Origin of the sequence: Nakamurella alba, assembly GCF_009707545.1 — a bacterium.
Taxonomy (GTDB): domain Bacteria; phylum Actinomycetota; class Actinomycetes; order Mycobacteriales; family Nakamurellaceae; genus Nakamurella; species Nakamurella alba.
The window spans coordinates 168,719-180,951 of record NZ_WLYK01000006.1 but is presented as its reverse complement, the minus strand read 5'-3'; the positions used below and the strand labels follow the sequence as shown (position 1 = coordinate 180,951).

Genomic DNA, 12,233 nt, shown 5'->3' with positions numbered 1-12,233 from the left:
ACATGATCATTTACACCGAAGATCTGACGCTCCCGGACATGCCGGGGATTCAGTGCGCAACCACGGAGAATCTGGGTGGAGCCACTGGACTCCGTCGGGTCCAGCGAGGACACTGCAGCTAATGCGCACGCTGACCTGTGCGTTTATAGGAACGGAGACGACCTTGAAATCACACGGGGCAGCGCGAGTGCGGGTTGGGGCGCGGAGGAGGACGCTACGCGTCAGGCGAACATTGGCTGCTGGGTGCCCGGTCATCCTGTTGGCTGCGATCCTGGGGGCAGGCGTTGCGCTGCCGGCAGGTGCCACGATGGGCCACGATGGCGGCACACGGTTGTCAGTCCGACCTGCCGGGGGCGATGATTTGACGATCATCCACAACCAGGAAGTCTTGGATCCGATCGCCGACAAGATCCGGGAGTACGGCGTGTCGTCCGACCCGGCATTCAGTGACCTGCTGGTGGATCCGCTGGACACTACGATTACCGTGTTTCGTCAGGGCGACCCGATGGCGGGCTCCGACATTCTGGGTGGGTACCGGGCGGTCGCTGGACAGATCACGATTAGCTTCCAGACCGCGGAGCTGACGTCGAGAGAGGTGTCTCGGCTTGATGCCACGCTCATCGATGTGGCGACCACGACGAACGTCTTCGGTTCAGACGTGGCATCGTGGGGCACCGATTTACCTGGTGGCACCTTCACCGTCTGGTATGCCGAGACGTCACCCGAATCCGGGATCAACACTGCCTTGTCGGCCGATGTGAAGGAAGACCCGGATCTGGCGAATCTCTTCGCCAAGGTCCGGTACTCGAAGATGGTCGGCCAGCTCCAGCCGGCGAGCAGAACGGCAGATACTTCCCCCTACTATGGGGGATCCCTGATATCGCCCTCAGGATGTAGTACGGGATTTAGCGTGCGTTCCACGCAGACGAGCTCGTACTACCAGACAACAGCCTGGCACTGCATCCCGTCGAACAACCACACGGTGAACACGGGTGCTGGCGCGCCATTGGGAACGGTGTCCTCGGAGGATGGTTACACCGATTCCTCGTACATCAAGGTGCGTAGCGGTGCCTCAAGCGCCCCGCGCATCTTTGACGGCGCCTACCCTAACGGTACGCAGAGCAAGCTGGTCGTGGGGATGTCACTCCCGAACGCAGGCGACCGGCTTTGCTTGAGTGGTGCGAAGTCCTACGCGCGTTGCAACGGCCAGCTGGGCACCGGCCGGACTTGGACCCTACCCAAGCCGACCGGTGAGACCACCACAGCGAGCGGCAGCCTGATCAGCTCGTTCGACGGAACCTGGCTTATCGCCCGCGGCGACAGCGGAGGCCCGGTGTTCAGGAACACGAATGGCAACACCCAAGCTCTCGCCTACGGAACGATCTCGTTGGTCAGTGCGCAGTCCGGGTACTGCCCGTCCTGGATGTCGACCGGCTCGCAGTGCGGCCCCTGGGGTTACATCACGCTCGCGCGCGACATGGCTTCGCGGCACAATGTGTACTTCAACTGGTAGTACCAGTCGCCGGCGTAACTCTTGAGAACTTGGCCGTGCCCGTGCTCGTGGTGAGGGTCATGTCGCTACCACTTGCGCTGAGCGAGATATCAGCACCGGAGACCCAGCTGTTACTCAGGTCGAGAAATCCTGGCGCGATCACCGTGTCGAAGTCCGGCGACCCGGGAGGGCACGGTATTGCGGGCGTTGCCCAGCCATCGATCAGCGACAACGTAGCTCCGTCAAGCTTCCACTGCGCGGTCGAAGGTGTACAGGTATTGGTCACCACGGCGATCGCCCCGTCGTTGGTAGGTGCCTCCAGCGTAAGTCTGAGCGGGTAGTCGGGGTTCGGGGTGCGGGTGCGCTCGCTGATCGTGTAGGAGATGACCTGCCACGTGCCAGTGACATCGCTACCAGTCGCGGCTCGGCCCGCGGCAGCCGGTTCCGAGCGCGGTTTGCTCCAGACCAACGCGCTGGTGATGCCCGCGGCGACCACAAACACAGCGGCTGCTACCGCGAACGGCAGGAATCGGCCTCGCCGGGTGCGGATTGCGGTGACGCGGTCACGCGCGCGGGCTTCTGCCCGCGCCGTGTTGGGCGATGATTCCTGCACATCGCGCAGGATCGCTTGCTTGATGTCCTTATCGGTGGCCACGGCGTGAGAGTCCTTTCGGGGTGGTCATTGGTCGAGGTCATGAAGACACCAGATGACTGCGGAGCCGCGCCCGGCCCCGGCTGAGGTAGCTGCGGACGGAGTCTTCCGAGCATCCGATCGACGCGGCGATGTCGAGATCTGACAGGTCGAGGTAGTAGCGAAGCACGATGGCGGTACGTTCGTTCGTCGGGAGCACGGCCAGCATCGCGCGAACAGACTCGACCTGGTCAACCGCGTCGGCGGGTGCCGGACTAGCCACCAGCGTCGCAGTGCGCGCCAGGCGCAGCTGGAGCCGGCGCCGCCTCGCTGTCGCAGCTCGGTTGTTGAGGAACGTTCGGGTGAGGACCTGCCGCGCGTACGCCTCGGTGTTCCTCGCCTTGGCGACCAACGCACGCTTGCACCACAACGCGACCAAGGCGTCCGCCAGGACGTCTTCTGCTTCGAGTCGGTTACCGGCCAGCGCAGCTGCCTGCGCCGTCAGCACATCGACCAGCTCAGGAGGTGGCCACCACTCAGCCGGCGATTCGGGTGCGGACATACCCCTAAGACAACCGCACCCCACCGAAATGCAACATGACCCGCGCAGCGATGGTTCGCGTTCGCCGCCATCTTCGCGACTTGCCCCGGGAGTGCCCACCCGCAATGTGTCTGGCCGCTGCTCTGACCCGGAGGTCATCGATCGACCCGCCCACCGGCGCCTCTAAGGGGATCTCATCAGAGGATCTCTACCCGAGACCGCTCTGTCGGACCCGCGCGGTAACCAATAACCGCAGGTGAGCCAGTCTCATCTACTTAGTCCGGGGGAGTCTCAGCGGAGGTCGTTCAGATGAGACTGTGCGGGGGTGATGCCGTGGCATCACCGGGAGAGGGGAGGGGGTTCGCATGATCGTCGGATATGCGCGCTGCTCAACGGACGAGCAGGACCTCACAGCGCAACGACAGCAGCTCGTCGCCTTGGGCGTCGCCCCCGACCGGATCTACGTCGACCAAGGGCTGACCCACACCACCCGGTCCCGCCCCGGCCTCCGGGAGGCCCTCGCCGCGGTGCAGGCCGGCGACACCCTCGCAGTCACCAAGCTCGACCGGCTCGCCCGCTCAGTGACCGACGCCCGCGCGATCGCCGACGAGCTGGTCGCCCGCCAGGTCGCACTCTCTCTAGGCGGAACCCTGCACGACCCCACAGACCCGGTCAAGCGGCAGATCGTCGCGCTGCGGTGGCGGCATCGGCTCGGGCCGGTGCAGATCGCCGGGAAGCTGCAGCTGCCGGCCTCGACGGTTGATGCAGTGTTGTTGCGGTGCAGGATCTCTCGGCTTCGGCAGATCGACCGGGTGGTGTGTGAGCCGATCCGCCGCTACGAGCACGATGCTCCCGGGGCGATGCTGCACGTGGATGTGACGAAGTTCGGCAGCGTCCCGGACGGTGGCGGGCACCGGTTCGTCGGCCGGCAGCAGGGCGAGAAGAACCGGTCGGCGACCGCGGAGCGGACCGGGAACCGCAACCATCGCGGGGAACCGCGCACCGGCGTCAACTACGTCCACACCGTCATCGATGATCGTTCCCGGGTCGCCTACGCCGAGATCCCCGGCAATGAGAAGTCAAGCACTGCAGTCGATGTGCTCCGCAACGCGGTGGCATGGTTCGCCGATCGCGGTATCCAGACGCAGCGGGTGCTCTCCGACAACGGGTCCTGCTACCGCTCGTTCCTGTGGCGGGACACGTGCGCCGAGCTCGAGATCACCGCGAAGCGCACACGCCCCTACCGGCCGCAGACCAATGGCAAGATCGAAGGCTTCCACCGCACCTTGGCCGACGGCTGGGCTTACGCCCGCCGCTACCAGTCAGACGGCGAGCGCCGCGCAGCACTGCCCAGCTTGATCCACTTCTACAATCACCACCGGCTCCACACCGCCATCGGGAACCAACCGCCCATCAGCCTGTTGACCAACCTCCCTGTGCAGTACACCTAGATCTTGCTGGACCGGTCCTGGAGGCCGGGACCCGGTTCCTCCCAGTCGGCAAACCGCTGCAAGGTCCCGGAGCGGGGCCATCACGAGCTCACCGTCGCCACCCGCGCCAGCACCTGGACATGATCCGCCACGGACGGGCCGGGGAAGCGCTGATTGTCTCGATCGGCAACATCACCTGGGCCGTCTTCGACCAGCTGGCCATGCGCGACCAGGTCGCCATCTGGACCCACCTGCGGGACCTGGCCCCGCTCATCCTGCCCGAGGAGTACGTCCGTGAGCGTGGGTCTTGGTGGCCTGCAACGTGGTCACGTCGTCGTGGACCCTGACCAAGCGGTCGCCGAAGTCGACGCAGCCGTTCGCGCCGCCACACTCGCCACGCTGGAGCTCGAATCCGCGTCCGGTGGGCTGCCGCTCCATCGTCGCTTATAGCTCGGCGCCCTGCTCCTCGTCCAGCAGCCGCGGCCTCACCAGGAGGAGTTCGGCGCTGGGTTCGATCGGGTCGGTCTGCGAGACGTTGAAGACCGACACCATCCGCACCCCGACCATCCGACGCCCCGCCCTCAACGGGGCACCTGTTTCCCCGGCACCGGCGAGATGCGCGGTCGGGGTGACAGGTTTGACACCTGTCTCCCCACCGCCGCGGCCACCTGTCATCCCGCCGGATGCACCTGTCTCCCCGGCGGATGCGCCTGTCTCCCCACCATGCACACCTGTCTCCCCGGCGCTTTGTCCGTCGGTGCGGCGGCGGGTGACCGGGGCGAAGATCGCGCGATGCCCTTCTCCCCGCGGCGGACCTGCAGGCCCAGTTGCTGCCACGCCCGGTAACCGGTGACCATGGTGGCGTCCGGGCGCTGCAGGAAGATCAGCATCGAGTTGTTGAACGAGTACGAGAGGAACCGGGCCGCGAACCGCAGATAGGCCGCACAGTCCTTGCCGGTGACCAGGTCCCGCACCCCCGCCACCATTAGGTCGTGGGAGGCCCGCACCCTCGCCGCCGCCACTTCCCGGCGGCGCGCCAGCTCCTCTTCCGGCAACACCCTCTCGCCGGCCATCACCGCACCACCGCGATGCGTGCGACGCCGGTTCGGGCCTGAGTTAGGACACGGCCGGCGGGATTCTCGGTTTGCATGGCTCTGAACTGCTGGTTTGCTCGCTGGGAAGGGCTGGTTGGGGCACTAACGGGTAGGGTTCGCAGGTGTTCGTGCGGAAGGTGCGGACCGCGTCGGGCGCGGTCGCGGTCCAGGTTGCGCGGAAGGTGGCTGGGCGTCGGGAGATCGTCGAGCATGTGGGTTCGGCGCACACAGATGCGGAGTTGGGACTGCTGATCGAGCAGGCGAACAGGTTCATCACTGCAGGTCAGGGCATGTTCGATGTCGAGGTGCCGGCGGAAGTGGTGCGGATGGACCAGATCGCCGATTGGCGGGCAGGGTCCGGGGTGATCACAGCGGTGCCGCCTGTGCCGACTGTGCCGGGTCGTGCGGTGACCGCCGGTGCGGGTCGGACGGTGGGCGCGAGTTCACGGTTGCTGTTCGAGGTTCTGGCCTCGGTGTATGACCAGTTGGGTTTCGGTGCGCTGGGTGATGAGGTGTTCCGGGACCTGGTGATCGCCCGGATCGTGGAGCCGGGTTCGAAGATCGATGCCCTGCGGGTGCTGGCCGATCTGGGAGCAGAGCCGCCTGCCTACCGGACGGTGCAGCGGCACCTGGCCGCGGTCGGCCCGGGCAACTACCGGGACCGGTTGGCTGTGAAGTGCTTCGAGCATGCCGGGAAGACCGGTGGGCTCGGGTTGGTGCTCTACGACGTCACGACCTTGTACTTCGAGGCCGAGAAGGAAGACGACCTGCGCAAGGTTGGGTTCTCCAAGGAACGTCGGGTGGACCCGCAGATCGTCGTCGGGTTGCTGGTGGACCGGTCCGGTTTCCCTTTGGAGATCGGCTGTTTCGAGGGGAACACGGCAGAGACCAGGACGATCGTGCCGATCATCAACCATTTCCGGGCCCGCCACGATCTCGAGGTTCCGATGATCGTCGCGGCGGATGTGGGGATGTTGTCGGTGGGCAACCTCGCCGAGCTGGACGCTGCCGGTCTGGGATTCATCGTGGGGTCCCGCACCGTGAAGGCGCCCGGTGATCTGGCGTCCCATTTCCGTTGGAACGGAACCCGTTTCACCGATGGGCAGATCATCGACACGGTGACCCCTCGAACGGCGCGGGACCAGGTCAACGATGTCAACAAGCGGGCCGAGCCGGTGTTCGACCCCGACGGTGACCCGGTGGCCTGGCGGGCGATCTGGCAGTACTCGGCGCCGCGGGCCCGCCGGGACACCGTGACCCTGAACGCGCAGGAAGCCAAAGCCCGTGCCGTGGTCGATGAGGGACGCGCGGTGCGGGCGACCAGGTTCGTGAAGATCGCGGGCAAGGACCGGCACCTGGACGAGAAGGCCCTGCAACGAGCCCGGGAGCTGATCGGGTTGAAGGGCTACGTCACGAACCTGCCGGTCACCACGATGCCGGCAGCGGAGGTGATTACGAAGTATCACCACCTGTGGACCATCGAGCAGTCCTTTCGCATGTCGAAAACAGACCTCCGCGCCAGGCCGATGTTCCACCGCACCAAAGACGCGATCGAAGCCCACCTGACCATCGTTTTCGCAGCCCTGGCCGTGTCCCGAGCCGTCCAGGAACGCACCGGCCTGGCGATCGCGAACGTCGTGAAACAACTCCGGCCGCTACGGACCGCGACCATCGAGATCAACGGCGCGATCCAGGACTTCCCACCCCGGATCCCGCCCGCCCAGCAACAGATCCTGACAGCACTCCAACCCGATCCGGGGCACTAAGCAAGTGTCCTAACTCAGGTTCGGGGCTGGCACGAGCACCGCTCGGATCGGCTCCACCGCCCGGGATGGCCGATGGGGACGGAGCGCTCGTCGATGCCTGTCATGGTTCTTCTCCTTCGGTGAGCGCAAAGCGCGGATCGGTGGCTCGTTGGATTCCGATGTTTTTCGTCTCTCGCGGAGCGTCGCCTTTGGCTTCCGGGCGCTTGAAATGGTGACCGCCTGCCATTCGCGACATTCAGGATCCCAGTGGCGTCGGGGTTGGGGGAACAAGTGCCTCGGGATCGAAAGCACTCTCCGGGACGTCTGCCGTAGGAGAGGTCGGGAGCAAGTTATGTGGCGGGATAATCCCAGCCCGTCACACCACACCGCGGAGCGGGATACCCTGTGGTGCAGACCTCCTCGCGGAGTCGCTGCGCTGGGCAAGAGACAACGGAACGGCGAAAGCCGTTCGGCTGGTTCTGGAATCCAGTCCTCACCACCGACAAAAGATGAAAGTCAATCGAAGTTCTTGCAAGGAAACGAGGCTTTTGCCATAGGTGCACGGTCGAATTTGGCGACGGCTGCGAGCAGAACGCTCGCGTCGGTGACCGGGGTGACAGGTTGTCCGGTCGGGCTCCGGCCGGGGAGGCAGGTGCCCATGGGGCCGATCATTGAGGAGGGTGGGCGTTGATTCCGAAGGTCACCCGGGGAAACGACTTCCACGGGCTGCTGCAGTACCTGGTCGGTCCGGGGCGGGCGAATGAGCACCGGGATCCGCACATAGTGGCCGCCGACGCCGTGATCCAGGCGTACGGGCCTGCCGGGATCCTGGACCGCCGGGATGCCAAGGCACTGGCGGATGAGTTGGCGTTGCCCTCCCTGGTCACCGGGAGGGCACCGGGTCGTGGGGTGGTGTGGCAGTGCTCGTTGTCGATCAAGGCCGGCGACCCGCCGCTCACCGACGAGCAGTGGGGTGCCATCGCGGCCGGGTTCATTCGCAAGATGGGCTGGACCTCCGACGACCTTGGTGAGCCGGGGGTGCCGTGGCTGGCCATCCACCACGGCACCAGCAAGGCCGGCAACGATCACATCCATCTGGTCGTCTCCGCTGTGCGGGATGACGGGTCGTTCATCAACACCTTCCACGACTTCACCAAGGCGCAGCAGGCCTGCCGGGCACTGGAGGTCGAACACGGTCTGCGCCGCCTCCAGAGCGCCACTCTCGGCGTCGGCAGCAGAGGCTTGACCTACGCGGAGCTGCAACTGCAGGAACGCACCGGCCGGGAACCGTCACGGCGGATCCTGGAACGCTATGTCCGGGCAGCGGCGACGATGGCCATGACAGAGGCGGAGTTCGTGCAACACCTGCGGGCCGAGGGTGTTCGGGTCGCGCCGTACTACGCCGCAGGCGGCACCAGCGCCGTGGTCGGCTACAAGGTGGCCCTGGCCGGGGAGGGTGAGCGGTTCTTCGGCGGCGGACATCTGGCGAAGGATCTGACGCTGCCCAGGCTCCGGAGCAGATGGGGTGACTCGCCGGATGCGACCGCCCAGGCCGTCGCGGTCTGGCGGGGGACCCCGCCAACTGTTGGTCACCCACAACGGCCGGCCGACCTCCAGATGGTCGTGCATCGCGCGGTCACGGAACTGAGGTCCATGAACCAGCGGCAGCGAACGGTCCCGCTGGGCGATGTCCGCGGGTGGGCGGATGCCGCAGGAGAGCTCGCCGGTGTCCTGGCGGCCTGGTCCCTGGCGGCTGACTGGGACGACCGGGACCCGATCGTTGAGACGATCGCGGTGCTGAGCAACCTCGCCCAGCTACGGGCCCCGCGTCGCCGAGGTCACGGCGGTCGACGTCCGTTCTCACCGCACGCCGCGATCGCAGCGCGATCGCTTCCGAGTGCAGGACGACCAGACCTGATCGTCGAACTGCTCGGGGTGCTGCGTCTCGTCGGTCGAGCGGCAAAGGACTGCGGCCAGCCCCGGGTCGCTGCCCAGATCCATGACTTCGCGGGGCGCTCTGGCGACATGTCCCGGCGCTCGGAGACTGTAGGCGGGTCTGCTGCCAGTCTGTCGTCTGCGTTCGAGCGGAGGTACCGATCCTTGCAACCGCGCTCGGACAGTGAAAGAGGATGACGCGGTTCGGCCCGGACCCAGACCAACCTCAGACGGCTCTGGGCTGAAGACCATTGCGCGTCTGTGCGAAAATCTCACACATGGACAAGGTTCGGTTGGGTCGGCGGCTCGCGGAGGCGCGCGAGCTCGCCGGCATGACCCAGGACGCGGTCGCGAGAGAGCTCAAGCTCGATCGTGCTGCGATCTCGCACTTGGAGCGGGGTGACCGCAACCTTCGCGTGCCCGAGCTGGTCACGCTCGCCCAGTTGCTGGGACGACCGCTGTCGTACTTCGTCGAGCCGCCTGTCCAGGCTGCGGTGAATCGGCGGGCCGCGCCGCACGCCGATCATGACTCGACGCTCGGGCTTGACGTGGAAGTCGATCAGTTCGCCGGTGAAGTGCGGACGCTGCTGGCCATGGGTCTGCTGACGTCAGCGGACAGAGACCCAGCTGCGAGGACTCCTCGGACCCATGCTGAGGCCGAGCGGGTCGCGGCCAAGTTCCGGCGGGAGGCCGGCATGGGCGACGGTCCGGTCAAGGACCTGGGCCGGGTATGCGAGGTGTTCGGTCTCTACACCTGGGCGCCCGCGCTCGGTCGGTCCGGCCCGGACGGTGCATGTGTCCAGGTCGACTCCGAGGGTCGGGTTGCCGGGGCGACGGTCGTCAACGGTGACGCCGACTCGGGGCGGCGCCGGATGACGCTGGCGCATGAGCTCGGGCACTGGCTGTTCGGCGATGCCTACGACTCGCAGGCGGGTTTCGACGCCGAGATGTGGATCGACTCCTTCGCGATCCACTTTCTCGGTCCTCGCACCGGCGTCACCAACATGTGGCGCGCGCATAGCCAACTCTCGACGCGCGATCGAGCGCTCGCGGTCGGCGTCGAGTTCCGTCTCTCGTGGACTGCCGTGATCGGCCAGCTGCGGAACCTGGACCTCATCACCCGCGAGGAACGAGAACAACTCGCGTCGGACGAGCCGAGGCGGGGCGATTATCTGCGGCTGGGCCTCTCGTGGTCTGACGAGCTGACGGCGCCGTACCTGTCGCCTGGTTACGTCGCGGCGTGCCTCAACGGATATGCGGCAGGGGTCCTGACGCCGGCGCGAACGTTGGAACTGCTGCACGGGCTCCTGACCATCGACGACCTTCCGCAACCGCTGGACGACAAGCAACGCCTGCGGCGAGCATTCGAGGGACACGAAGCCCTGACCCGATGACCGGCAGCGCCGCGGCTTGGGTCGTGGATACGAGTACCTACACCCACCTGTCTCGCGCGGGGCATGTGGAGGTACTCCACCAAGTCGCTCCCGGCGGGATCATCGTCATACCCGCCGAGGTTCACGCCGAGATTCAGAACGGTCGGGACAGGTATCCCGGGATCGCTGCTCCCGAAGGACTGCTCTGGGTCGAGCAGACGGTGCTGACCGAAGCGGAGGCGTGGACGCAGCTCGAGGTCAAGGCTGCTCTGGGCGGCGGCCCGCTGAAACACCTCGGTGAATGCGCCGTGATCGCATGCGCACTTCACCGGGGGCTTGTCGCAGTGCTCGACGACCGGGCCGCGGCGGCCCAGGCCGAACTTCGAGGGATCGAGTCTCGCGACACGATGTGGATCGTCATCGAGGCGTGGGCGACCGTCTTCGACAGAGACCGGGACCTGGCCATCGCCGTCATCGACGCGCTGCTGGACACCGACATGTTTCTGCCGATCACGAGCGGAGCAAGCCTGTTCGCCTGGGCCTACGAAGAGGGACTCCTCCCAAGGGACTGAGACACCCAGCGCTTGTGCGCGGACAGCTCGCGGACCGTCAGCCCGTGCCCGGAAGGTGTTGCTCCGCTCCGAGGCGGTGGCATCGAGCGACCGGCAGGCCGCCGGTCGGGGGCAAGATCAACTTCTTCAAGATCATTCTTTTGCCCACATTTTGCCCACACTCTGCTGAAAAAGGGCCGAATTTGACCACAGCTGCTGGAAGCATTTCCGCAGGTCAGCGGCATTTTGATCACCGTGACCAGGGGCTCTGGATGGGTTCAAATCCCGTCGCTACCGCCACGCAGCAGCCCCTGATCCTCGCGGGAAACCGCAGGTCAGGGGCTGTTCTGCATCTCCGGTGACTCAGTGTCAGGCAGTCCTGCGGCTGCGCCTGACCACATTCTGCCCACACTTCGGAACCGGTCGGCCATGCCTACCCGGACGGAATCGGGGTCAGGCCATCCTTCGTCAGGAGCGCACCCGCCTGCCAGGTGATCGGATCGCAATCGGGACCGTTCGGTTGGAACACCGTTGGCGTGAGAGTCGTGCTGCCGGATGCGAGGAGAGTGTTGTTCTCCCCGGCCAACCGGACCTCGACGAGGATGGGAGCCTCGCCGACCCGGTCGTCGACCAGGATCACCGGCGGGCTGCCCCCGGGTGTGATCGCATGCACCCGGCAGTCGGAGTCGATGCACCAGGTCATCGACCGGGCCGGACCCCAGATGTCGTCCGAGACCTGAATGGTCAAGGTGTTCTCGGCCCCCGTCAGAGTGCAGGCAGTGGGCGCACAGCCTGGGGTCGACAGGACAGGGAGCAGCGCCGCGACGCCAAGGACCGCGCGCTGAAACCGGGTACGCCGGGAGGCTCCCACCTGCACGATCAAAGCCGATGGGGTGTTTTCGTTCATCGCCTGGTCGAAGATGAACGAATTCGTTAATCCGGTGCACTCGGGCTGGGCGTGCGGCGATCGGCCGAACGTCGCCAACGCCCGGTCTGGTGCAGTGTGCGTGATGGCCGCGGCGGGAGGCGCGTTGACCGAGGCCGGAGTCCGTCTGGTGGTCGACGGTCACCCCGAGGTTCAGGAAGGACGAGCGGTGAACGTCGGTCTCGCGGTCGTCGGGTGGCTGGTGCTCATCCTCGGACTCTGGGATGCATGTCGACAGGCGCGTGGCCGGCGGTTCCGCGGTCGGCGGGCGCGTAGGGATCGGTCGCAGAACACGTTCCGGGACCTGCTCGTTCCCCTCGGGATCGTCCTGGCCTTCAACGGGGGGCGCCTGGTGCTCCACGAACCGGTCGGCATGCCGCAGTGGGCGGCCGCCCTGACGTCGATCGTGACGGTGATGGCCGTCGTTGCGATCACGCTGCTCGGACACAACCTGCGGGTCGGTACCGCGGACTGAGTCCTCGACCCCGTCCCCTGATCTGCCGATTGTGGGTTGGT

At 66.2% G+C, this 12,233-nt stretch carries 12 protein-coding genes and 2 pseudogenes; 9 read left to right on the top strand and 5 right to left on the bottom strand.

All coding sequences use genetic code 11. The features are described 5' to 3' along the window. Positions 1–259 precede the first annotated feature (259 nt). Positions 260–1,513, top strand: coding sequence for a chymotrypsin family serine protease (locus GIS00_RS15980; RefSeq protein ID WP_154769447.1), 1,254 nt, complete (start codon positions 260–262; stop codon positions 1,511–1,513). Here GIS00_RS15980 and GIS00_RS15975 read toward each other — a convergent pair. Then, positions 1,503–2,147, bottom strand: coding sequence for a hypothetical protein (locus GIS00_RS15975; protein WP_154769446.1), 645 nt, complete (start codon positions 2,145–2,147; stop codon positions 1,503–1,505). The genes GIS00_RS15980 and GIS00_RS15975 overlap by 11 nt on opposite strands. A 37-nt stretch (positions 2,148–2,184) precedes the next feature. Further along, positions 2,185–2,685 carry a sigma-70 family RNA polymerase sigma factor gene (locus GIS00_RS15970; protein WP_196073310.1) on the bottom strand — a complete coding sequence of 167 codons (501 nt, stop codon included), beginning with the start codon at positions 2,683–2,685 and terminating at the stop codon, positions 2,185–2,187. 344 nt (positions 2,686–3,029) lie between these two features. Between GIS00_RS15970 and GIS00_RS27765 the strand changes: the two are divergent. The 3 genes and pseudogenes from GIS00_RS27765 to GIS00_RS15960 form a co-directional block, all read left to right on the top strand. Further along, positions 3,030–3,245: pseudogene (locus tag GIS00_RS27765) on the top strand (recombinase family protein); the annotation flags it as partial. Between the two features lie 5 nt (positions 3,246–3,250). Beyond that, positions 3,251–4,115, top strand: a pseudogene (locus tag GIS00_RS15965) (IS481 family transposase); the annotation flags it as partial. A 119-nt stretch (positions 4,116–4,234) separates the two neighbouring features. Then, a complete protein-coding gene (locus tag GIS00_RS15960) occupies positions 4,235–4,441 on the top strand; it encodes a hypothetical protein (RefSeq protein ID WP_154769443.1) in 207 nt (68 codons plus the stop codon). A gap of 97 nt (positions 4,442–4,538) precedes the next feature. Here GIS00_RS15960 and GIS00_RS15955 read toward each other — a convergent pair whose 3' ends face one another. Beyond that, the gene (locus GIS00_RS15955; protein ID WP_154769442.1) at positions 4,539–4,679 is read right to left on the bottom strand and encodes a hypothetical protein; all 141 of its coding nucleotides are present in this window, start codon (positions 4,677–4,679) and stop codon (positions 4,539–4,541) included. A gap of 86 nt (positions 4,680–4,765) precedes the next feature. After that, positions 4,766–5,167 (bottom strand): ArdC family protein, encoded by a 402-nt coding sequence (locus GIS00_RS15950; protein WP_154769441.1) that lies wholly within the window; start codon positions 5,165–5,167, stop codon positions 4,766–4,768. Positions 5,168–5,310: 143 nt separating this feature from the next. Between GIS00_RS15950 and GIS00_RS15945 the strand changes: the two genes are divergently transcribed. The 4 genes from GIS00_RS15945 to GIS00_RS15930 all read left to right on the top strand — a co-directional run bounded on the left by GIS00_RS15945 (position 5,311) and on the right by GIS00_RS15930 (position 10,813). Beyond that, positions 5,311–6,954: an IS1634 family transposase gene (locus GIS00_RS15945; RefSeq protein ID WP_322098018.1), complete on the top strand. Its 1,644-nt coding sequence runs from the start codon at positions 5,311–5,313 to the stop codon at positions 6,952–6,954. A gap of 666 nt (positions 6,955–7,620) precedes the next feature. Then, positions 7,621–9,066: a relaxase/mobilization nuclease domain-containing protein gene (locus GIS00_RS15940; RefSeq protein ID WP_154769440.1), complete on the top strand. Its 1,446-nt coding sequence runs from the start codon at positions 7,621–7,623 to the stop codon at positions 9,064–9,066. An 80-nt stretch (positions 9,067–9,146) separates the two neighbouring features. Beyond that, positions 9,147–10,262, top strand: a complete 1,116-nt coding sequence (locus GIS00_RS15935; protein ID WP_154769439.1) for a helix-turn-helix domain-containing protein — start codon at positions 9,147–9,149, stop codon at positions 10,260–10,262. After that, complete coding sequence (locus tag GIS00_RS15930) at positions 10,259–10,813, top strand: hypothetical protein (RefSeq protein WP_154769438.1); 555 nt, start codon at positions 10,259–10,261, stop codon at positions 10,811–10,813. The genes GIS00_RS15935 and GIS00_RS15930 overlap by 4 nt, the downstream gene beginning before the upstream one ends. Positions 10,814–11,225: 412 nt before the next feature. Here the strand turns inward: GIS00_RS15930 and GIS00_RS15925 are convergent, their stop codons facing one another. Continuing rightward, entirely contained in the window at positions 11,226–11,699 is a 474-nt protein-coding gene (locus GIS00_RS15925; protein WP_154769437.1) for a hypothetical protein, read from the bottom strand. Between GIS00_RS15925 and GIS00_RS15920 the strand changes: the two genes are divergently transcribed. After that, positions 11,686–12,192 (top strand): hypothetical protein, encoded by a 507-nt coding sequence (locus GIS00_RS15920; protein WP_154769436.1) that lies wholly within the window; start codon positions 11,686–11,688, stop codon positions 12,190–12,192. The two genes, GIS00_RS15925 and GIS00_RS15920, sit on opposite strands and share 14 nt — an antisense overlap. The last annotated feature ends 41 nt before the right edge of the window (positions 12,193–12,233 follow it).

Coding starts and splice junctions, on each gene's coding strand:
- GIS00_RS15950 (WP_154769441.1), bottom strand. CDS start 5,167: ATGGCCGGCGAGAGGGTGTTGCCGGAAGAGGAGCTGGCGCGCCGCCGG.
- GIS00_RS15970 (WP_196073310.1), bottom strand. CDS start 2,685: ATGTCCGCACCCGAATCGCCGGCTGAGTGGTGGCCACCTCCTGAGCTG.
- GIS00_RS15960 (WP_154769443.1), top strand. CDS start 4,235: ATGATCCGCCACGGACGGGCCGGGGAAGCGCTGATTGTCTCGATCGGC.
- GIS00_RS15930 (WP_154769438.1), top strand. CDS start 10,259: ATGACCGGCAGCGCCGCGGCTTGGGTCGTGGATACGAGTACCTACACC.
- GIS00_RS15925 (WP_154769437.1), bottom strand. CDS start 11,699: ATGAACGAAAACACCCCATCGGCTTTGATCGTGCAGGTGGGAGCCTCC.
- GIS00_RS15935 (WP_154769439.1), top strand. CDS start 9,147: ATGGACAAGGTTCGGTTGGGTCGGCGGCTCGCGGAGGCGCGCGAGCTC.